The sequence below is a fragment of the Streptomyces sp. NBC_01077 genome (assembly GCF_045162855.1).
Taxonomy (GTDB): domain Bacteria; phylum Actinomycetota; class Actinomycetes; order Streptomycetales; family Streptomycetaceae; genus Streptomyces.
In genome coordinates this window covers 289019-308913 of the sequence record NZ_CP108669.1, presented here as the reverse complement: position 1 = coordinate 308913, position 19895 = coordinate 289019, and the positions used below count along the sequence as shown (strand labels likewise).

At 64.8% G+C, this 19895-nt stretch carries 13 protein-coding genes and 4 pseudogenes; 7 read left to right on the top strand and 10 right to left on the bottom strand.

The features are described from left to right. Positions 1–30: 30 nt before the first annotated feature. The 3 genes and pseudogenes from OG462_RS01385 to OG462_RS01375 all read right to left on the bottom strand — a co-directional run bounded on the left by OG462_RS01385 (position 31) and on the right by OG462_RS01375 (position 1479). Complete coding sequence (locus tag OG462_RS01385) at positions 31–204, bottom strand: hypothetical protein (RefSeq protein ID WP_406066921.1); 174 nt, start codon at positions 202–204, stop codon at positions 31–33. 193 nt (positions 205–397) lie between these two features. Continuing rightward, positions 398–686, bottom strand: a pseudogene (locus tag OG462_RS01380) (ISAzo13 family transposase); the annotation flags it as partial. Positions 687–1218: 532 nt separating this feature from the next. Then, positions 1219–1479 carry a DDE-type integrase/transposase/recombinase gene (locus OG462_RS01375; protein ID WP_406053740.1) on the bottom strand — a complete coding sequence of 87 codons (261 nt, stop codon included), beginning with the start codon at positions 1477–1479 and terminating at the stop codon, positions 1219–1221. A gap of 348 nt (positions 1480–1827) precedes the next feature. Here OG462_RS01375 and OG462_RS01370 point away from each other — a divergent pair. After that, positions 1828–1926, top strand: a pseudogene (locus OG462_RS01370) (hypothetical protein); the annotation flags it as partial. 650 nt (positions 1927–2576) lie between these two features. On the opposite strand, the gene OG462_RS01365 reads toward OG462_RS01370, so the two are convergent. After that, positions 2577–2765 carry a hypothetical protein gene (locus OG462_RS01365; protein WP_406066920.1) on the bottom strand — a complete coding sequence of 63 codons (189 nt, stop codon included), beginning with the start codon at positions 2763–2765 and terminating at the stop codon, positions 2577–2579. Between OG462_RS01365 and OG462_RS01360 the strand changes: the two genes are divergently transcribed. From OG462_RS01360 to OG462_RS01345, 4 genes and pseudogenes are all read left to right on the top strand, one after another. After that, positions 2745–3269, top strand: coding sequence for a transposase (locus OG462_RS01360; protein WP_406053738.1), 525 nt, complete (start codon positions 2745–2747; stop codon positions 3267–3269). The two genes, OG462_RS01365 and OG462_RS01360, sit on opposite strands and share 21 nt — an antisense overlap. Positions 3270–3383: 114 nt before the next feature. After that, a pseudogene (locus tag OG462_RS01355) lies at positions 3384–3638 on the top strand (helix-turn-helix domain-containing protein); the annotation flags it as partial. A 1384-nt stretch (positions 3639–5022) separates the two neighbouring features. After that, on the top strand, positions 5023–5772 hold the full coding sequence (locus OG462_RS01350; protein WP_406053736.1) for a transposase family protein: 750 nt from the start codon (positions 5023–5025) through the stop codon (positions 5770–5772). Positions 5773–6042: 270 nt separating this feature from the next. Beyond that, entirely contained in the window at positions 6043–6177 is a 135-nt protein-coding gene (locus OG462_RS01345; protein WP_406053734.1) for a thiocillin family RiPP, read from the top strand. A gap of 213 nt (positions 6178–6390) precedes the next feature. On the opposite strand, the gene OG462_RS01340 is transcribed toward OG462_RS01345, so the two are convergent. The 4 genes from OG462_RS01340 to OG462_RS01325 form a co-directional block, all read right to left on the bottom strand. After that, positions 6391–6645: a hypothetical protein gene (locus OG462_RS01340; protein ID WP_406053732.1), complete on the bottom strand. Its 255-nt coding sequence runs from the start codon at positions 6643–6645 to the stop codon at positions 6391–6393. A gap of 22 nt (positions 6646–6667) precedes the next feature. Then, positions 6668–7575 (bottom strand): IS5 family transposase gene (locus tag OG462_RS01335; protein WP_406066283.1). Its coding sequence is split into 2 segments (ribosomal slippage): positions 6668–7230 and positions 7230–7575, totalling 909 coding nucleotides; the frame shifts between segments, so codons are not numbered across the junction. A gap of 267 nt (positions 7576–7842) precedes the next feature. Then, on the bottom strand, positions 7843–9429 hold the full coding sequence (locus tag OG462_RS01330; RefSeq protein ID WP_406053731.1) for a S8 family serine peptidase: 1587 nt from the start codon (positions 9427–9429) through the stop codon (positions 7843–7845). A 498-nt stretch (positions 9430–9927) separates the two neighbouring features. Then, the gene (locus OG462_RS01325) at positions 9928–11487 is read right to left on the bottom strand and encodes a S8 family peptidase (protein ID WP_406053729.1); all 1560 of its coding nucleotides are present in this window, start codon (positions 11485–11487) and stop codon (positions 9928–9930) included. A 1033-nt stretch (positions 11488–12520) separates the two neighbouring features. Here OG462_RS01325 and OG462_RS01320 point away from each other — a divergent pair. After that, complete coding sequence (locus tag OG462_RS01320) at positions 12521–13084, top strand: EF-hand domain-containing protein (protein ID WP_406053727.1); 564 nt, start codon at positions 12521–12523, stop codon at positions 13082–13084. A 691-nt stretch (positions 13085–13775) separates the two neighbouring features. On the opposite strand, the pseudogene OG462_RS01315 reads toward OG462_RS01320, so the two are convergent. Together OG462_RS01315 and OG462_RS01310 are read right to left on the bottom strand one after the other, a co-directional pair. Continuing rightward, a pseudogene (locus tag OG462_RS01315) lies at positions 13776–14523 on the bottom strand (transposase family protein). A gap of 282 nt (positions 14524–14805) precedes the next feature. Next, the gene (locus tag OG462_RS01310) at positions 14806–16338 is read right to left on the bottom strand and encodes a phytoene desaturase family protein (RefSeq protein WP_406053725.1); all 1533 of its coding nucleotides are present in this window, start codon (positions 16336–16338) and stop codon (positions 14806–14808) included. A gap of 1164 nt (positions 16339–17502) precedes the next feature. Between OG462_RS01310 and OG462_RS01305 the strand changes: the two genes are divergently transcribed. After that, entirely contained in the window at positions 17503–19866 is a 2364-nt protein-coding gene (locus OG462_RS01305) for a lamin tail domain-containing protein (protein WP_406066296.1), read from the top strand. Positions 19867–19895: the final 29 nt, after the last annotated feature.

Below are 19895 nucleotides of genomic sequence, written 5' to 3'. Positions count from 1 at the left end.
ATGGTGCCTTCCAGGGCCGCTGAGGCTTGATCAATTCGGTCTTGAACAGGTGATCATGCTCTCCATCAGGGCATGAACCTCTCGGATGACGTAGCGGATGATCTCCCGTTTTGTTTTGGCTTCGGTGGTGTGACGCGCGAGGTAGTCGATCGCGGCTGATGGATTGCATCCGGACGATGAAGCCTCCCCCTTGATCGTGGACACCTGGAGACTGGGACGTGAGGTCCAGAGGGAGTGGTGACAGGTGGGAAGTAAGGGCTCGCAGAGGATCAACATGCTGACTTGATCTTCGTGGGGCTGCTGCTGGTGATGAACGCGGTGACGTCGGCGGGTATGCGGAACCTGGCTGTCGAGGGCGGACGGTGTGGCCGTGCTCGGCCAAGAGGGGCTGGACAATGGTGAGCTCGCCGGCGAGTCTGCGGGTCGACTTCGTCATCCATCGCAGCGGCGACATCGGATCCCCTCGCATATCGGGCTCGGCCAGCGCCAATAGTGCGGGCCGCAGCTCTGATCCACCTCGGCCGCCCGCTTGCGTTCGCCGCCACTGGGACGGCGGGCACGGCCCAGCCGTTCCGCCCCCGCCTCCAACTCGTCCACGCCTTTGCGTACGGTGGTCTCGATGACCTCGGCTTCCGGGCGACCGCCCGGATCCCGCCGTGGCCCAGGATCCTGGCCTCAGCCCCCATCAGCAGACGGCGCTGCCGCTCGTCCAGGTGCGGGAACAACACCGCGAACGTCAGGCCGAGTTGACCACGGACCTTGCCAGATATACGCACACGACACCAATGAGCTTCTTCAGCGGTCACTCCAGAGGATGAGTGGCTGGCTGAGGTTGACTGCCCTCTGAGCTGCGGCAGCGCAAAGCTCTCGTGGGCCCAATCGTCACCCGATCGGTGGCCACTCTGAAGAAGCTCAATGAGCTGAACTACGGGAGCAACACCTGGGCCTTGACCCTGAATCCTGGACACGGGTTATGCGGCTTGGGCCAGCGTAGTTGGCGTTGTTGTGGTTGCTGTCTCGTAGGCGGTGGGGCTGCGGTGTCCGAGGCGGGAGTGACGGCGGCGGGTGTTGTATCGGTGGAGCCGTCGAAAGGCATCGAGGCGGGCCTCGTGCTGGACCAGCTCTTGCGGCCTTGGAGCGTTTCGCGTTTGAAGGTCGTGTTGAAGGATTTGGCGAGCGCATTGTCCGCGCTGGTCCCGCTCGCGCCCATACTCTGGATCACCCCGCTGACCTGCAGGCTTCGGCGAATTCGGCTCTTGTATTGCGGCCGTGATCGGTGTGCATGATTGCGCCGGTGAGGCTGCCGCGCGTCCGCTGGGCGGCGGCGAGCGCGTCGGTGACGAGTTCGGTTCGCATATGACCGGCGATTGCCCAGCCGGTCAGGCGGCGTGAGGCGAGGTTGATGACGGTGGCGAGGCAGCAGAACTTCCCGCCGTCCAGGGGCAGGTAGGTGATGTCGCCGACGTACTTCGTGTTCACCTGCCGCGGTGAAGTCGCGGCCGATCACGTCGACGGCCTTCGCCGCGGCCCTGGGCCGGGATGTTGTTCCGGCAATGCGTTCGCCAGGCAGGACCCGACCCGTCGCGATTTGGAGCGCTTTCCCTGTGAAGATCGCCTAGAAGACTGATGAAGATGTTGGGTTCTCGCCCCGCCGTGTCAGCGGCGGGGCCAGACTAGTTGTTGTGGTTCAAGGGGAGTGGGTCGGGGAGACCGTCGGGCCTGATGTGTGGGCGACGTGCCGGGAGTTGATTCCGGCTGGGAGTGTGTGTTCGCGTTCCTGGCCGGGCATCGTGGCCGGCTGTTTCCCGCGGAGATGTTAAAGCGGACATGTATCCGTCGGTGAACGGGCGGCCGTCGATGCCGCCGCAGATCCTGGCCGCCGCGACTACGGTGCAGGCCTTGCATGGCCTGTCGGACTTCGAGACGGTCCAGGATTTACGCTGTGACCTGCGGTGGAAAGCCGCCTGCGGGCTCGGCCTGCACGACAATGGCGTTGGATCAGTCGCTGCTGGCGTACTTCCGTCGACGGCTGGCTCGTTCAACGCGCCCGAACCGGGTTTTCGAAGCGGTCCGCGAGGTCGTCAAGGCCACCGGGGTCCTGAGGGGCAGGCACCGGCGGGCGCTGGACTCCACCGTTTTGGACGATGCGGTCGCAACCCAGGAGACCGTCACTCAGATCATTGTCGCTGTCCGGGCGGTGATCCGGGAAGTCCCGGGAGCCGGCCCGGCCGCGGCCGGGCAGTGCACGGCCCGCGACTACACCGGTCCGGGCAAACCCCGAATCGCCTGGAACGACGCCCAGGCTCGCGCCGGGCTGGTCGACGCCCTCGTCACGGATGCACTGCGGCTGCTGGGGCACCTGCCGAGCAGCAGCTCGGCGAGAAGGCCGCGAACGCGGTGGTCATCCTGGCTCTGGTTGCCGGGCAGGATGTCGAACCGGCCGAGGACTCCGACGGCCGCGACGGGCGCTGGCGCATCACCCGGGGCACTGTCCCGGGCTGCATGCTCTCCACCGTCGATCCCGAAGCCCGCCACGTCCACAAGACCCGCTCCCACCAGCAGGACGGATACAAGGCTCACCTCGCCTCGAGCCCGAGACCGGCCTGTTCACCGCTGTCGCCCTCGCTCCCGAAGCCGGGCCGGAGCACCACGAAGCCGCTGTCGGCCTGGACCTGCTCGCCGAGGAGGACGAGCCGGTGCACGCCTTCGGCGACACCGCCCATTCCACCGGCGAAGCCCGCCAGGTGCTGGAACGGGCCGGACACCGGCTGTTCCTCAAACCCGCCCCGCTGCGGGCGGCCGTTCCCGGTGGCTTCACCCTCGACGACTTCGCCATCGTCACCACCGCGGCCACCGTGACCTGCCCCCAAGGACACACCGTCGCGCTGTCGGACCCCGGCGGACAGCACCACCAGCGCAAAGCAGCGTTCAAAGACCTGCGCACCAGATGCCCCCTGCGGGAAAAGTGCACCAAAGGCAGAGCGGGCTGGATCCTGACCATCTGCCCCCACCACGACCAGCAGGCGGCCGCCCGCCACCAGGCCGCCACCGACCCCGACTGGCAAGCCGACTACCGCCGCTGGCGCCCCCCGTCGAACGCGCCGTCGCCTGGATCGTCCGCCGAGGCAACCGCAGACTCCGATACATCGGCACCATCAAGAACGACCTGGCTCCGCACCCGAGCAGCCGCCCTCAATCTCCGCCGGCTGATCAACCTCGGACTCACCTACAACAACGACACCTGGCACCTCGCCCCAGCCGGCACATGACCACGCGAGGCTGCCCGGCCTCCGGCCGGACAGCCCCGCAACAAGATCTTCATCAGTCTTCTAGGGGCTGGCCAGCCGGGATGCGGCGATCACGTGCGGCGTATCCCCGGTGGTGGAGCCCGGTGGTTCTGTGAGTGTGGCGGCATGCCGACGGACCAGCTCAGTCGGCTATCAGGCCGGTACCTGTTCTTCACGGAGTGCGAAGAGATCGCGCTGCTCAATGCCCAGGGCGAAGGCGCGCGCGAGATTGCGCGTCGGCTGGGCAGAAACCCGTCGACCGCCTCACGGGAGCTGCGGCGCAACGTGACCACACGCGGCGGACAGCTCAACTGCCGGGCCTCAATCGCGCAGTGGAAGGCGGAGCTGATGGATGGTGTCCGAAGACGCCGAAGCTCGTAGCTGCGGTCCGCCAGTAGTGGAAGCTTGAGCGGGCGATTCCCGGGATGCGGCACAGCCGCTGGACGCCGTATCGGCGCCTGGTGGTCCTCGACGAACTGGCAGCGTTTGACCAGCACGTCTCCCTGAACCGCGAAACAATAGAACTACAGCTGTCGTGACAGAGTCCCCGGTCTTTGGCGTGATCGAATGGTCTCAACACGCCAAAGACCGGGGGTTCTGTTGCGTCACCGCCAACTCGACCAGAGCCTTTCACGCACAAGGGAGGATGAAAGAGGTCCCCTGCCGGAGGATTACTTCTATGCGGTGTCGAGTTCCTTTGGCAACTTTGATAGAATGACAGCACCAGACTTCGCTGAGCCGAGCGCGCAGCCGGACCTTCTTCACCAAAATATCTTCCTACCTGGGCAGGGTACATACCAGCTCGACGAGGCTATTCGCTGGCGAATCCCAATTACGAGGCGGTATTAGGGCTCAGGCTGGCACTCGAGAGTGTGCCGATGCATGCGACGGTTCCAGTCGAGCTGGTAGTCAGTGCGGTTAGAAAAGTGCTCGCCGGGGCGTTTCCATCTGGAAGTCCTTCCGTGGCGAGGTCTTCAACGACGTAAAGGTCAGTCTGTGAATCCTGCATAACATATTGATTTCTTCTGCCGAAGTGGTTTTCTTGGGTGCGTAGTCAGTCAAGGCTGCCCCGCAGTGAATGCTCGCATCCCTAGCCGAGCGAGTCTTGGGCATTGCTTACTCACCCCCAGACACACACAGGTCCGCCACGGTCGGCCCCGCGACCCGATCTCCACCGGCTACGCACTCGCAACGCTTGGCCCGCTCGCGCATCTCATGGTCCTGCAGGCTGCCCGCGCCTAGCTGAGCCACCACCAGCAGGCCGACGGCAGGGGCCGCCTGCCCGGCGGACACCGTCTCCCCATGCCGCTGGACCTGCCTTCGCTGGTTTCGGTCTACCGTTCCGGCACCCGATAGGGAGGCGCACGAGTGCCGAAGCATACGGAACCGGCCGCGCCACTCGGGCGCCCCACAGCTCAGCAGGTTGGGCCGAGTCCCTGTACCTCGTGCGGATCTTCGCTGGCCTACTCCTCGGAGCCGACCACCCAAAGCCCAAGGCCGTGAAGGTCACGGTCCGGGATCCGCCGTCTGGATGTCGATGCTGATGGTGGCGTTGTAGGTGTGGTGGTCGACCTTGATGCTTGGGCCGACCTTCGCCCGCCTTCACTGAGCGTTTTCAGTGTGGCCACTGATCGGGTGACGCCGGTGAGGTTGAGGTGGGGGGCCGCAAGGGACAAGGCTCCCGTGCCGTTGGGGGAGGTGTTCGAAGTCTCAACCCACCGGCACAGGAGCCTCGTTGGTTCCCTATCCTGCCGCACTCGACCTCCCGCATGCCCTGGTCGAGTGGGTCACGATGCTCGTCGTCACCCGTGAGGGTGACCGGCGGTGCAAGCTCCCGCCGCACCAGCGTGCGCTCGTCGCTCTGGTGTACCTGCGCCGCCACGACACCCTCGCCCGGATCGCGTCCGGGTTCGGGATATCCGTCGGCACCGCCCACGCGTATGTCACCGCCGTGACCGGCCTGCTTGCCGAACGGGCCCCGGGCCTGCTCAAGACGCTGCGCGAGCATGATCCGGAGTTCGTCCTCCTGGACGGGACCCTCGCCGAGTGCGACCGCGTCGGCGACAGCCGGGCCGATTACTCGGCCAAGCACCGCCGGCAGGGCGTGAACGTCCAGGTCGTCACCGACCCCGCCGGCGAGGTGCTGTGGATCTCGCCCGCACTGCCGGGCCGCACCCACGACCTGACCGCGGCCCGCACCCACCGCATCATCCGGATCTGCGAACGCCAGGGCGTCCCGGTCCTCGCCGACCGCGCCTACCAGGGCGCCGGCCCCTGGGTCACCACCGGACTCAAACGCCCACCGGGCGGCGAACTCACCCTCACCCAGCGCACCGTCAACCGGGCCCTGGCCGCGGCAAGGGCACCGGTCGAACGCGGCATGGCACGACTGAAGTCATGGCAGATCTTCCGCAGATCCCGCATCAGCCCCAACCGCATGACCGTCATCGCCAAAGCTGTCCTCACCCTGGAGAGGCAACGTTGAAAATGCTCACTGGTTCCGCCGACTGCGGATCCGCTGGGGAAGTACGGGACGACATCCACGAGGCGTTCCTCAGCCCCGCTTGCTCACTCATCTGCTGGCGACGCCTGAGGCCGGTAGCAGTTCTTACTCGGCTTCGCCATCAAGGCATCCATTTGGAATTGAGCAAATACTGCTCAGGAAGTCGGTCGTGAGGGCATTCTAGAGTCAAAAAACCAGTCGCACTACATCACTGTGGGCGGTACGTCCCTTACTTACGATAAGGATATAGTAATGATGGAATCTGATCTCGACCTCTACGCGCTCGAAGACGGACTCGGCGTTGAAGAGCTTCCTGAATCAAGCTCACTCAGCACCGTGTCGTCTGCAGCTTGTCACGGAACCTGCTGGGGTACCCTCACTCGGTAGATATTGATACGGCACCCGTGGGCACCACCCCTCGGGGCTGGTCTTCGGCGATGAGCTGATTGACGGAGCCGCCTCGATGAACGGGTCCACGTTCATCGGGTCTCCGTCGCTAAGAAAGCTGTTGCCCGCTTGAGGACCTCCACGTCCTCCCATACCCTGCAGTTCTCACGCCGTACAGCGGCCAGTTCCTCGCGTTCTCTGCTGGTCGGGCCGTCACGTTTCACCGGCGCCGACCTTGGTCTGAAGGATCCAGTCGCGGACCGCGGACTCGGTCAGGTCGACGTCTTTGGCGGCCTGACCGACCGAGCGGTCCACTCTGCGGCACAGCTCGACGATCTCGGCTTGAACTGCGGCGTGAACGAGCGGCGAGGGTGCGGCTTCCTTTTCCCGATGCTCTCCATGATGAACATCATCCTTCCGGGGCCGAAGCCCTGATGTCAGCCGTCCGTCAAAGCGGATCAGGCTCATCTATCAGGCGATCCGGATCGCCCTAGGCTCTGTCTGACAAACGATCTTGGGTGGGTTCGCGGAGCCAGAGGATGAGCGAGGCGAGGTGGACTCCGGCCTTGTAGCGGGCGGCCAGTTTGTCGAAGCGGGTGGCGATCGCACGGAACTGTTTGAGGCGGTTGAAGCAGCGTTCGACCACGTTGCGTGCCTTGTAGAGCTCGCGGTCGAAGACCGGCGGCCTGCCGCCGGTCTGCCCGCGCCGCACACGGTTGGCCTTCTGATCCGACCGCTCAGGGATCACCGCTCGGATGCCCCTGCGCCGCAGGGTCTGACGGATCGCCCGGGAGGAGTACGCCTTGTCCGCGATGACCACGTCGGGCCTGCGGCGGGGCCGCCCGGCACCGGTCCGGGGCACCCTCAACTCGTCCATGACCGTGTCGAAGACGGTGGAGTCGTTGACGTTGCCCGGCGTGACGACAACGGCCAGGGGCAGGCCCCTGCCGTCGCAGGCGAGATGGACCTTGGTGGTCAGCCCGCCGCGGGACCGACCGAGCGCCTGGCCAGCCGACGGACGTGCCGGATCTTCCAGTTCGTCCCCCGCCGCCGCCCCTTTTTGCGGGCGCCGGCGGCGTGCTGGTGAGCTCGGTTGATCGTGGAGTCGACCGACACGGTCCACTCCACGGCTCCGACGGAGTCGTCCCGGACCTGGGCCTGTTCGAGCAGACGGGCCCAGGTTCCGTCCGCCTCCCAGCGAGCGAACCGCTCATAGGCCGTCTGCCACGGCCCATAGCGTTCCGGCAGGTCACGCCACGGCGCACCGGTCCGCAACCGCCACAACACCCCGTTGATCACCTGCCGATGATCTCGCCACGGCCGACCTCGCCCATCAACACCCGGCAGCAGAGGCGCTATCCGCTCCCATGCCGCATCCGTCAGCTCACCACGACCCACCACAAGATCAATTATCAGACAGGTCCTAGCCGACGCCACCTAGCATCCGGTGCTGATCCCTACCGCTGCAGCTTCTCCATCGCCCTGAACTCTGGTCGACAGCCACACCATCAGCATCGACATCCTGACGTCGGATCCCGGGCCGTAACCTCACTGCCTTGGGCTGTAGGCCGGGCTTCCTGGGGGAGTGGGTGGGAACAGGCCTGCATGGCCCGAGCGATACGCGCTCGGGCCATGCCGATCTTGGGCTGTGGGGTCCTTGACGTGTCAGAAGTGCAGTGACCAGGAGTCGATAAAGCCCTTGTCGAAGTAGGCCACGTCTCGGACCCGGAGGCGCCAGATGCCGTTCGCTGTCTCCGATGAGCCATCCACGACGAACGTAGTGTTGACGTCGTCGGAAGAATCCCAAGAGGCAGCTGCCTTGACCGGGTAGACACTCCCGTCAGGTGACACGAGGCTGATGGTGAGGTCGCCGCGGTAAGGGTGCTTGATGTCCACGGCGACACGGAGGTCGGAGGGAGCCTTCTCTGCAACTCCAGTTACCGGGATGAGCGATTCCACGGCGGATCCGTGGCTGGGAATGTCCACGTTGCCGGTGTTCTCGAAGATCTGCGAGTCCGCCAGCGCTTGCAGAGTCCTGGTGGCGTCGACCAGGCCTGTGCCGCAGCCGCCGGGGCACTGTCCCTGTAGAGGACGTGTGTGCGCCTTGATGGTGGCCTCGACGGTAGCCGGGGCGAGTGGCTTCATGGAAAGCACGAGGGCGACCAGACCGGCGACGTGTGGGGTGGCCATGCTGGTGCCCTGGTAGAAGTCGTAGGCCTCCGCGGACGGTCGGGTCGTCCCAGAGTTCAGAGTGGAAAGGATGCCGTCGGCACGGGACGGGCGGGTCTCTCCTCCCGGTGCTGTCACATCCACTGCCGCACCGTAGTTGGAGTAGCTGGCGAGGTTGCCCTGGCGGTCGGACGCTGCGACAGCGATCACATTGTCGCAGTTCGCCGGTTCGGCGTCGCGTGCGTCGGCGGCTTCGTTGCCGGCGGCCACGACGACCGTCGTGCCACGACTGACTGCAGAGTTGATGGCGTTCTGGAAGGTCGCTGAGCACGATCCGGATCCGCCGAGGCTCATGTTGATGACCTTGGCGGGCGTCGGATTGAGAGGGGCACCCCATACGAAGCCGCCCGAGGCCCAGATGATCGCATCGGCGATATCGGCAGTCGAACCGCCGCATCGGCCGAGGACCCTGACGGGCTGGACCTTGGCTTGGAAGGCCACGCCTGCGGTGCCCCTGGCGTTGTTGGCGACGGCAGCGATGGTCCCGGCGACGTGGGTTCCATGCCAGGAGGAGGTGTCCGGCGCCTCGTCCGGGTCTCCGGTGCATTCGCCGGGGGAGCTGGTCCAGTCACCTTCGTCGCTCGCATCGAGGTCGCGGCCGTTGCCGTCTCGGGCCGCGGCAGCGTCGGAGATGAAGTCGTAGCCTTGGACGACATTGGCGGCCAGGTCTGAGTGTGCGGTGATGCCTGTGTCGATGACGGCCACGGTCACGCCGGTTCCAGTGGCGCGCTTCCATGCCTCGGGGACGTTCATGCCGGCTACAGGGTCTGCAAGGTCCCATTGCTCGGAGAAGCGTGCGTCGTCGACGGTTGCTGTTGCGTGCAGGCGCCTGTTGGGCTCGACGTAGGCCACGTCGGGTCGGTTGCGCAAGTCGGCTATCAGATTAGCCGTCTGACGAGGAGTCAAGGAAGAGTCGGTGCGCAGCAGCGCTCCTTTTGTGCCCAGTCGGCGGACGAATGACACTCTACGGCCCGCCTGCTTGAAGGAGTTCGCCGCCGTGTCGCGCGCCGCCTTGTCCGACACAGCGCCAGCCGCACCCTGCCGGTACCCGACAATGAACTCCTGAACTCCGATCTCGTGGATGGTGATTGGAGGCGAAGATGACGGCAATGGGAGGGCGGGGGCGAGAGCTGCTGCGCCGGCGGGAAATGATCCAAGAACCGCGAGCATGGTTGCCCCTGCGGCTAGAATGCTGAGTACAGGGCGTCTGTGTACCTGAAGTCTGGGCACGGTGGATCCCTCTGGTGAGAGGTGGTTTGGTGGCCACACCCTGTTCCCGGAAATGCTTGTTGGAGTGAGTAATTACTCCTCAACGATTGTCGTTCCGGGGACAGTTGGTCAGCCACCCTGTATCCCTGATTCTGGCGGGGCGACGGGTCCGCAAGGTGCGCGATGGCGCGGAGTCCGCGCACAGCGGATCGGACACCGGAGGCCGATCGAGCGCTTCTTCGGCACGAACGAGCTGGTGCCTTCGAAGAATCGAGCCCGATTCTTCGAAGGCACCAGCTTCATATGGGCGGGTCAGAATCGGAGGGACCAGGAGTCGATCTTTCCTCGGTCGAACATGGCGCTGTCCCTGACACGGAGCTTCCACGTACCATTGGCTGCCTCGGAGGAGGCATTGACGAGGTAGCTGGCGAGGACGTTGTCAGCGCTGCCGCCGGCGCCGGCCTTCTTGAGCGTGTAGACCGATCCGTCGGGGGCGACCAGGTCGATCTGAAGGTCGCCGATATAAGTGTGCTTGATGTCCACCGAGACACGGAGTCCGGACGGTGCGTTGCCGGAGACTCCAGCGACCTTGATCGGGGACTCCGTGGTGACGAAGTCGGAGATCGGGTAGTCGGTGGCGTTCTCAAAACGGGCCGGAGGGGCGACGGGAGGCATGACACGGAGCAGCCTGTTCGGAGAGCCCGTACCGGGGTTGCCCACGACGCCCGCAGTGGCTGTTGACGTCAACGCAGCGGCGACCTCGGTGGGCAGAGCCGCCGGGTGGTCCGCCAGGTAGAGCGCGGCCGCGCCTGTCACGTGCGGGGCCGCCATAGAGGTTCCGGAGATGGTGTTTGTGGCGCTGTCTCCGGTGTTCCACGCGGACGTGATGGCAGTACCCGGCGCAAAGATGTCGAGCGAGGTGCCCCAGTTGGAGAATGAGGAGCGGCTGTCCGTGTCGGCGGTGGCCCCGACAGTGATCGCTTCCGCCACGCGAGCAGGGGAGTAGTTGGCGGCGTTGGCGTTGGAGTTACCGGCCGCGACGGCATAGGTGACGCCAGAAGCGATCGAGTTCCGTACCGCATCGTCAAGAGCGGTGTTGCCGCCGCCACCCAGGCTCATGTTGGCGACTGCCGGCTTCACCGCATTCTGCGTCACCCAGTCGATACCTGCGATCACGCCCGTGAGGGTTCCGGACCCACTGTTGTTGAGCACCCGAACCGCCACGATCTTGGTGTTCTTCGCGACGCCGTGCGCGGTTCCGGCCACATTGGCCGCGACATGCGTACCGTGGCCGTTTCCGTCGTCGGCCACAGCGTCATTGTCGACGAAGTCGTAACCGTAGGAGGCACGCCCGCCGAAGTCCTGATGGCTGATACGGACACCGGTGTCGATGATGTATGCAGTGACCCCGCCGCCGGCTGAATCCGGGTACACGTAGCGGCTGTCCAAGGGCAACGAAGGCTGGTCGATCCGGTCGAGGCCCCATGACGGCGGGCTGGGCTGGGTTGCCGACGCCGAGACGACCTGATCCTGGACGACTGACTGCACCGCAGGGTCCTGTGCGAAGCGCCTCGCCTGCTGCTCCGTCACCTTCACCGAATAGCCGTTGAGGGCCGAACCGAACGTTCTGACGACGCGGGCGCCGAAGTGGCTCGCGAGATCCTTCGCCTTGGGCGAGCGCACATTGAGTCGGTCTGACTTGAAGGTGACGATGTAGCTGTCCTTGATCACGCCTGGCTGGCCGGCGTTGGCGATGAGCTTGTCCGCGTGGTCGGCCGCGACCGCGGGCTGGACCAATCCTGCACCGAGAGCAAGGAGTACGCCCGCGGCGGTCCCGCAGACAGTCACCTTGGTGGTACGCATCACTGCCATCAGAGGGATCCTCCTCATAGGTGGTGCGCAATATGGGTAGTAGCCGACTGGGAAGAGCCACACATGCATCTGACTGAGCGTCAGCTACTGGTCTCAAAGAGTGCCGACAACCTGTCGCCAGCGCAAGGGTGGCGCAGTGGTTCATACACCAAGCCGAGTCAGACCTCCGCTCTTCGAAGGTCACACACTGCTGGGTCGACGCTGGTCAGCGATCCCACCAACGGGCCCTTGCGCTACACAGGACCCTGAACATCGAATGAGCCATTGCGGCGCAGTTCGCTTGCAGCTTCAGGCGGGCGCCCCGACACCGCCGGGGCGCACCGTCCCTGTCAGGGCTTCCAGACACACCGACGGCAGGCCACGGAGGGGCGGCTCCCGTGTGGGGCGGGGGCTCACGAGACGGCCGAGAGCTCAAGGCCGCGGACAGTGGCGGGCTAGTCGGCGCGGTATGTATCCCTCCCAAGATCTGGGACGGCGTTGATGTGGCGCCCTCCGCATCAACTGACTACACAGGGTGACACCTGGGGGCGGTGAAGAAACCGAGCCAGCTCGCGGTCGGAGATGATCCGTTTGAACCGCGGCCAGGCCGTCCGCTCCACCGACGCCACAACTCCACCACCAATCACATGATCGGCAGCACTCGACTCGAGTCCGGAAGCGTACGAACATCACGGACCGTCATCACGCGATGGGTGCACCCCCGACGATCGTCTCGGGTGCTCCCTGCGGATTCCTCTGCCGGACCTCGGCGTTTCGGCTCAGTCGGGTGGGCATCCAGGCCTGCGGCACCACGACATCAGCCCGCAGGCGTCCCGCCTCACCGTCATCGCCCGAGTACCGATTGCTCAGGCGAGCCGGACTAGGGCGACGTTCCCTGGAACCTGATTCCGTATCGTCCGTCTGTCGTTCCGGGAGCGTGCAGCCGGCCCGTCCTAGCCCGCTAGTGCCGGTGAGTTTCGACGCAGCCGTACATGTCGGTCTGGACTCTTCGATGAATGCTCTCGGGGCTGCGCGTACTGAACAGGCCCATCAAATGATCAGCGAACTACAGCGGCGGAAGTATGTGCACCGATTCACCACCCTCGATGTGAACGGCTCAGGGTTCCTGGAGCTCTCGGACTATGTCACGGTGGCTGTAAGGATGTGCCACGCGTCCGGAGTGGCCACGAACAGCACCCTCGGCGCATCCTTGGTGAGTGCATGCCGGCAGGCGTTCGAACGGCTGGCCAGGGACTGTGGGCCAGTTGAGGACGCCAGAGTGGATCTCCAGACCTTCGTCGACTTCATGGGAGGTGAACTGGCTGGCCGCCCGGACGTCTTTGACCGAGGGATGAAGCCCATCGTCGACCTCATCGTCGACATCTGCGACATCGATCGCGACCACTATCTGGACGAGTCCGACTTCTGTCGTTTCCTGGGCTCCTACGCCGTCTCCGAGTGCGAAGTGATCGCTGCTGCGCGACGTCTGGGGATCGGTCCCACCGATCTCATCTCGCACGAGGAATTTGTCCACCACAGCCGGAACTTCTATTGCGGAGACGACCCCTCAGATCCTGGAAACTGGTTGTTCGGAGATATTTCTGCCCTGATTGAGTGAGGGGCAGCAGACTAAATCTTGTGCGCGGCTCGACGATCGCGTCGGGTTCGAAAAGCTGAAGCCGGCCGCACCGATTCATAGCGCGGGAACCCGACCGCTGCGTGAGTTGTCGCCGCGGCCGTCCCAGGCGGCGCCATGGGCATCACCACTGCCCCGGACCCGAACCCTCCAGAAACGCGCGAGCGAGCCGATGACGAATAGGCGTGCTCCACGTCGATGTTTAGTAGCCTCGGGTCCCCGGCTGGCTGTCGGACCGTTGCGACGGTTTTGGGTGGTGCGACCGATCAGGTATCGCAGGAGCGGAGAGTGGCAGCGTATCGGTGCGACACCCCAGCCTGGGCTCGGCAAGGCGCGCCGTCTCCTGGCAGCAACACCACATTGGTCCGAGGCGCCGTTTCACGCAGTCGGCCGCGGGACACTGAGCATTTTCAACAGTGAGCTTCTTCAGCGGTCACTCCAGAGGATGAGTGGCTGGCTGAGGTTGACTGCCCTCTGAGCTGCGGCAGCGCAAAGCTCTCGTGGGCCCAATCGTCACCCGATCGGTGGCCACTCTGAAGAAGCTCAGTGAGCTTCTTCAGCGGTCACTCCAGAGGATGAGTGGCTGGCTGAGGTTGACTGCCCTCTGAGCTGCGGCAGCGCAAAGCTCTCGTGGGCCCAATCGTCACCCGATCGGTGGCCACTCTGAAGAAGCTCAGTGAGTCTCCAGGATGAGGATGGCTTTGGCGGTTGACGTGAGGTTGTTGGGGCTGAGGCGGGCTTTGCGGAGGATCCGCCAGGTCTTGATCCGGGCGATGGCTCTCTCGACGGGCCATCGCAGCCAGGAGTGCGCACGGTTGACGGATCTTTGTTTGGCTGTGAGGTCTTTGCCTGGCTTTCTCCGGCAGGGCACGGCCACATTGCTGCCCGCTCCCTGGTAGGCCTTGTGGGCCAGAATCGGGATGCCGAGGCGGATACAGGTGGCGATGATCCGGTGCCGGCGGGCAGCGGTGAGGTTGTGGACACGGCCGGCGAGGGTCGGCGAGATCCAGACCAATGTCCCGTCCGGAGCTGTGATGACCTGCAGGTTCACCCCGTGTCGGCGGTGCTTGTCCGAGTAGTCGGCGCGGCCGTCACCGACCCGGTCGCACTTGATGAGCGTGCCGTCGAGCCGAACGTACTGGGCCGCGGAAGCCCTCAGGGCCGCGGTCAGTCCCGGTGCCCGGCCGGCCAGAAGGGCGATGACGGCGTGGACGTAGGAGTGGGCGGTGCCCACGCTGATCCCGAAGCCGGCGGCGATCTGTGTGAGCGTGTCGTTCTTGCGCAGGTACACCAGTGCGGCCAAGGCGCGCTGGGACGGCGGCAGCTTTGCACCGGCGGTCACCCTCCCGGGTGACGATCAGCATCGTGACCCACTCCACGAGGGCATGCGGGACATCGAGTACGGCACGATAAGGAACCAACGGAGCCCCAAGGCTGAGGAGCTGAGCGTAGACAACTCGCCCAACAGCCCTGCGGCTTCGTCCGTTCCACAGCCGCCCTCACGTCACCCGATCAGTGGCCACTCTGAAAATGCTCACTGAGCTTCTTCAGCGGTCACTCCAGAGGATGAGTGGCTGGCTGAGGTTGACTGCCCTCTGAGCTGCGGCAGCGCAAAGCTCTCGTGGGCCCAATCGTCACCCGATCGGTGGCCACTCTGAAGAAGCTCACTGACTGCGTCCTGCGACCGACCAGGGAGGGCTGCCCTATCGGCCCAGCACCGCCATCGCGGCATTGTGCCCGGGCACGCCGCTGACTCCCCCGCCACGTACGGCACCTGCCCCGCACAGCAGAACATTGGGGTGCGCCGTTTCCACGCCCCACCTTCCCGTCGACTCGCTCGCGTAGGGGAATGACAGGTCCCGGTGGAAGATATGACCGCCAGGCAACGACAGCTCGTGCTCGAGATCGAGCGGGGTCTTGGCCTCAATGCACGGAGCACCGTTCCCGTCCAGGGCGAGGCAGTCGGCGATCGGCTCCTCCAAATGGGAATCCAGTTCGGCGAGCGTTGCAGCCAGCAACTCCGCGCGCGCTGCGTCGTTGTCCGCTGCGAAAAGCCGCGCCGGGGTGTGCAGTCCGAACAACGTCAGGGTCTGATACCCCTGCGCCACCAGCTCGGGTGCGAGGATCGACGGGTCCGTCAACGAGTGACAGTAGATCTCAGACGGCGGCGCACTGGGAAGCCGTCCCGACGCTGCTTCCCGGAAGGCACTTGCCAACTGGCCATATCCCTCCGAGACATGGAATGTGCCGGCGAAAGCATGGTGGGAGTCGACCGAGCGATCACGCAGCCGGGGCAGGCGGCGCAGAAGCATGTTCACCTTAAGCTGGGATCCCTCCGCAGGCTCCGGCGCAGGCTCGCCCAACAGAGTGGCCAAAGCCTGAGGCGAGGCATTGACCAGAACATGCCGGGCGGCGACGGTGCCCTCACCGTCAGCCGAACAGAAGGAGACCTCGGCCCGTTCTCCATCGGTCTCGATACCGACAACCTCGTGCAGCGGCGCGATCTCCGCACCCGCCGCCCGCGCCGCGGTAGCAAGTGCGTCGGTGAGCGCTCCCATTCCACCGACGGGTACATCCCAGTCCCCGGTGCCACCGCCGATGACGTGGTAGAGGAAGCAACGGTTCTGCACCAGCGACGGGTCATGGGCATCGGCGAACGTCCCGATCAAGGCATCGGTGAGCACCACCCCTCGGACCAGGTCGTCAGTGAAGCGCTCCTCGATCGCGACGCCGATCGGCTCCTCGAACAGCATCCGCCAGGCATCGTCGTCATCGACGACGGCCCTCAGCTGCGCTCGAGGCAGCAATGGTTCGGTGAGCGTCGGAAATACCCGCCCAGCGACTTCGCGGGTGCGGCCGTAAAACTCCTCCCAGGCCGCGTACTCCTGTTCGCCACCTGTGAGTGCCGCAAACGAATCCCGGGTGCGGCCAGCACCCACGAGGAGACCACTGTCTCCCTTCGGCGTGTAAGAGGACACCGTGCGCTTGCGGACTGCGAAGCCGAGCCCCAGATCACGCACGATCTTGTCAGGCAGCAGGGAGACGAGATAGGAGAACTGAGACAGTCGTGCATCGACACCTGGGAACGGGCGCGTGGACACCGCAGCTCCACCGATGGCTGCGCGTCGTTCCAGAACCAGTACGGAGCGACCTGCGCCTGCCAGGTAGGCGGCGGCGACCAGACCGTTGTGGCCTCCCCCTACGATCACCACGTCGTACGAGGTGTGTGCGAGCATGCTCGACCCCTTGATTCGAATTCTGTACTCGCCACCACAGGAATGGTGGTCGATTGCGCTGGTGTTCTGGAATTTATTCTTACTTGTTTGTTAGAGGTTATGCAGCCAATCGCTATGGTCGACGCATTGAGCAGGCAGAACACCGTGGCCTGGGTAGATGCGAGCCGCCCTGAGTTGAGATAACTCCGACGAGACGTCCTGAAGCGGCGCAAGGATCTTCTCATCGTGCCACCTTGGCATCCCTATTTCAGGAGCAATAGATACTCAAACCCAGGCGGATTGGGACTGTCTTCGCGACCGGACCCGACGACTGAAAGACCATCACTGCGTGGCCTGTGCCGCAGGGGGACTTCTCCCCGCGGGGCGTATCCGTCAGTGGTGCACCCTGCAGGTGGGCACGAATCGAGTGAAACCCACAGGCCTTCGTAGGGCGGTGACTAACGCGCTCGGATCACACGATCGTCCAGGCCGACCGGCGTGTTGCTCTGAGAGCTGGATCAACGGACGCCGGACCCGGACAGGTCTACGAGCCCCGAGCGGCAGGCTCCGCCACCCACAGCAGGCAGAGTCAACCGCGGACGACGACAGCAGGACTGGACCTTCAGGCCCCCTCGGCCGAGGGGGGCACCAGGACTGAGGACCCACAACGCGTCGCGAAACACAGACGGCACTGCCGACGCGCCCCGCAGGCCCGGAAGAGCCGCCACCCGCAAGGCGGCATCGTCGAATGCCCCCTGCACCGCCACCGACAGCGCCCCGGATCGCCACCCATCGCAATAAAACACCCTATCTCCAATCCCGCCGAGGAGCGGTCGGCAGAGCTCATCTCCACTGCCCTGCGTGCAGTTCTGAGCGCTCGCCAAATCCCCCCGGGGACGCGAGGATCACGGCGATACGCGGACAAGATCCATTTGTGGACCACAATGGTCCGTGAGTAGTCGACACTCAAGGACATCCCTGCATGCACTCTGGACTTGTCCAAGCTCTTCTACGCGCGTTTCATGTCTCGTGCCGCAGCGCAGTCTGCGGCCATACACCGGATCGCCGCATGCGCCATGCACAACTGCCCAGCTGCAAAGCTACCGGGCAGCGCTTCCCTAGGAGGACCCCTTCGTGTCCGTCGTCCGCTTCAAAGACCACCGCAAACCCCTCCGACGAGCAGCAATATGGGCCTTCGTCACGTCGACAGCAGCCACATCCCTCGTTCTTGCAACGTTGCCTGCCGCGCAGGCGGCTCCGTCCACAAGTCTCGTGATTGCGGAGGTCTATGGCGGCGGAGGCAACGCGGGGGCGTTGCTAACGCACGACTTCATTGAGTTGGCGAACGCAGGCTCGACCGTGCGTGACCTGACCGGCTACAGCGTCCAGTACCTACCCGGCTCTCCCTCGGCCGGCTCGGCATGGGGCGTCACACCACTCACCGGCTCTCTGGCACCTGGAGGGCGCTACCTGATCAGAGAGGGCGGGGGGAGTAGCGGAGTGACGGCGCTGCCTGCCCCCGATGCGGCGGGCAACATAGCGGTGGGAGCCACTTCGGGCACAGTCGCTCTCGTCTCCGGCTCAGCAGCCCTCACCTGTCTGACTGCTCTCGACTGCGCAGCCGATGCTCGCGTGGTGGACCTGGTCGGCTACGGCAACGCGGTGGTACGCGAGGTAGGGCCGGCCGGAGGCGCCAGCAGCACCTCCAGCGTCTCGCGTCCGGCAACTCTGCTTGACTCGGACAACAACGCGGCGGACTTCAGCGCAGGGCAGCCTTCCCCGGTCAACAGCGCCGGACAGGCACCTGGCGGGGGTGACGAAGAGCCGGGCAGTCTCCGTATCCATGACATCCAGGGGCACACCCGGCTTTCCCCGTTCGTCGGGCAGAATGTCGCTGCCATCCCGGGCATCGTGACAGGTGTACGGACATCCGGATCGAGGGGCTTTTGGATTCAGGACCCGGTGCCTGACAGCGATGCCCGAACGAGCGAAGGCGTATTCGTTCATACAGGAGCGGTCACCCCATCGGTCAAGGCAGGCGACTCGGTTCTGGTCGGCGGTAGGGTCAATGAGTACCGCGGCGCCGGTCCGGCCCAGTCCCTGACCGAGATCACTATCCCGACGGTCACGGTACTCTCGAGCGGCAACCCTCTTCCCGCAACTGTTGTCCTGGACAGTGCCTCCGTTCCCGACAGCTACATCCCCACTGCAGGGGGCGGTAGCGTCGACGGGCTCCCTCTTCAGCCGGACGTGTATGCGATGGACTTCTACGAGTCCATCGAAGGTGCCCGTGCCGAGATCACGGAAGCTCACGTCGTGGGTGCAACGAACACGTACCACGAACTGTGGGTGACATCGAAGCCGGAGGAGAACCGGACACCGCGTGGCGGCACCGTCTACGGCTCGTACGCGCAGCCCAATACCGGCCGCATCAAGGTGGCGTACCTGGGTAGCCAGAGTGCCTTCCCGGTTGCCAATGTCGGAGACGAGCTGGCGGGCGTTACGGCCGGCCCGGTGGACTACTCGAACTTCGGCGGGTACAGCCTGCAGGCCACCACCCTGGGCACACACGTCGACCACCACCTTCAGCGAGAGATCACCCGTAAGCAGCGCCCCACTGAGCTGGCTGTTGCCACCTTCAACGTAGAGAACCTCGACGCACGAGACCCTCAGAGCAAGTTCGACCGCCTCGCCTCAGGAGTAGCCGTCAACCTGGCGGCTCCCGACATCGTTGCTCTTGAAGAGATCCAGGACGACAACGGAGCCACCAACGACGGTACTGTCACCTCCGAGGCGACGCTCACGCGCTTCACCGACGCGATCGTCACGGCCGGCGGACCGCGCTACACCTGGCGCTACATCGCGCCTCAGAACCTGCAGGACGGTGGCGAGCCCGGCGGAAACATCCGCCAGGTCTTTCTCTACAACGCCCAGCGTGTCACCTTCTCCGACCGCCCGGGCGGTAACGCCACCACGGCGACAACGCCCCTCACAGTCAAGGGTGCTGTTCAGCTCTCGCATTCGCCAGGCAGGATCAACCCCACCAGCCAGGCCTGGGCGAACAGCCGAAAGCCGCTCGTGGGCGAGTTCGAGTTCCTTGGCAAGAGCGTCTTCGTCATTGCCAACCACTTCGCCTCCAAGGGCGGCGATCAGCCACTACACGGGCACAACCAGGAGCCCGAACGCTCATCGGAAACCCAACGCCACCTGCAAGCAGCCGAGGTCAACGCGTTCGTCCGGCAGATCCTGACAGCCGACAAGCACGCTCAGGTGATCACACTCGGGGACCTGAACGACTTCGAATTCTCGCAGACCACCAAGATCCTGACCGGTGGCGGCACCCTCAAGCCGCTTATCAACACCCTGCCAGCCAACGAACGCTACAGCTACGTCTTCGATGGCAATGCACAGACCCTCGACCACATCCTGACCAGCCCGGCCATCCGACAGTTCAGCTACGACGTGGTACACATCAACGCGGAGTTCTCCGATCAGGCGAGTGACCACGACCCTCAGATAATTCGCTACAACCCTCCGCGCGCTTACTAATAGCGCAGGCGAGCGGCGGCTGATGGGCG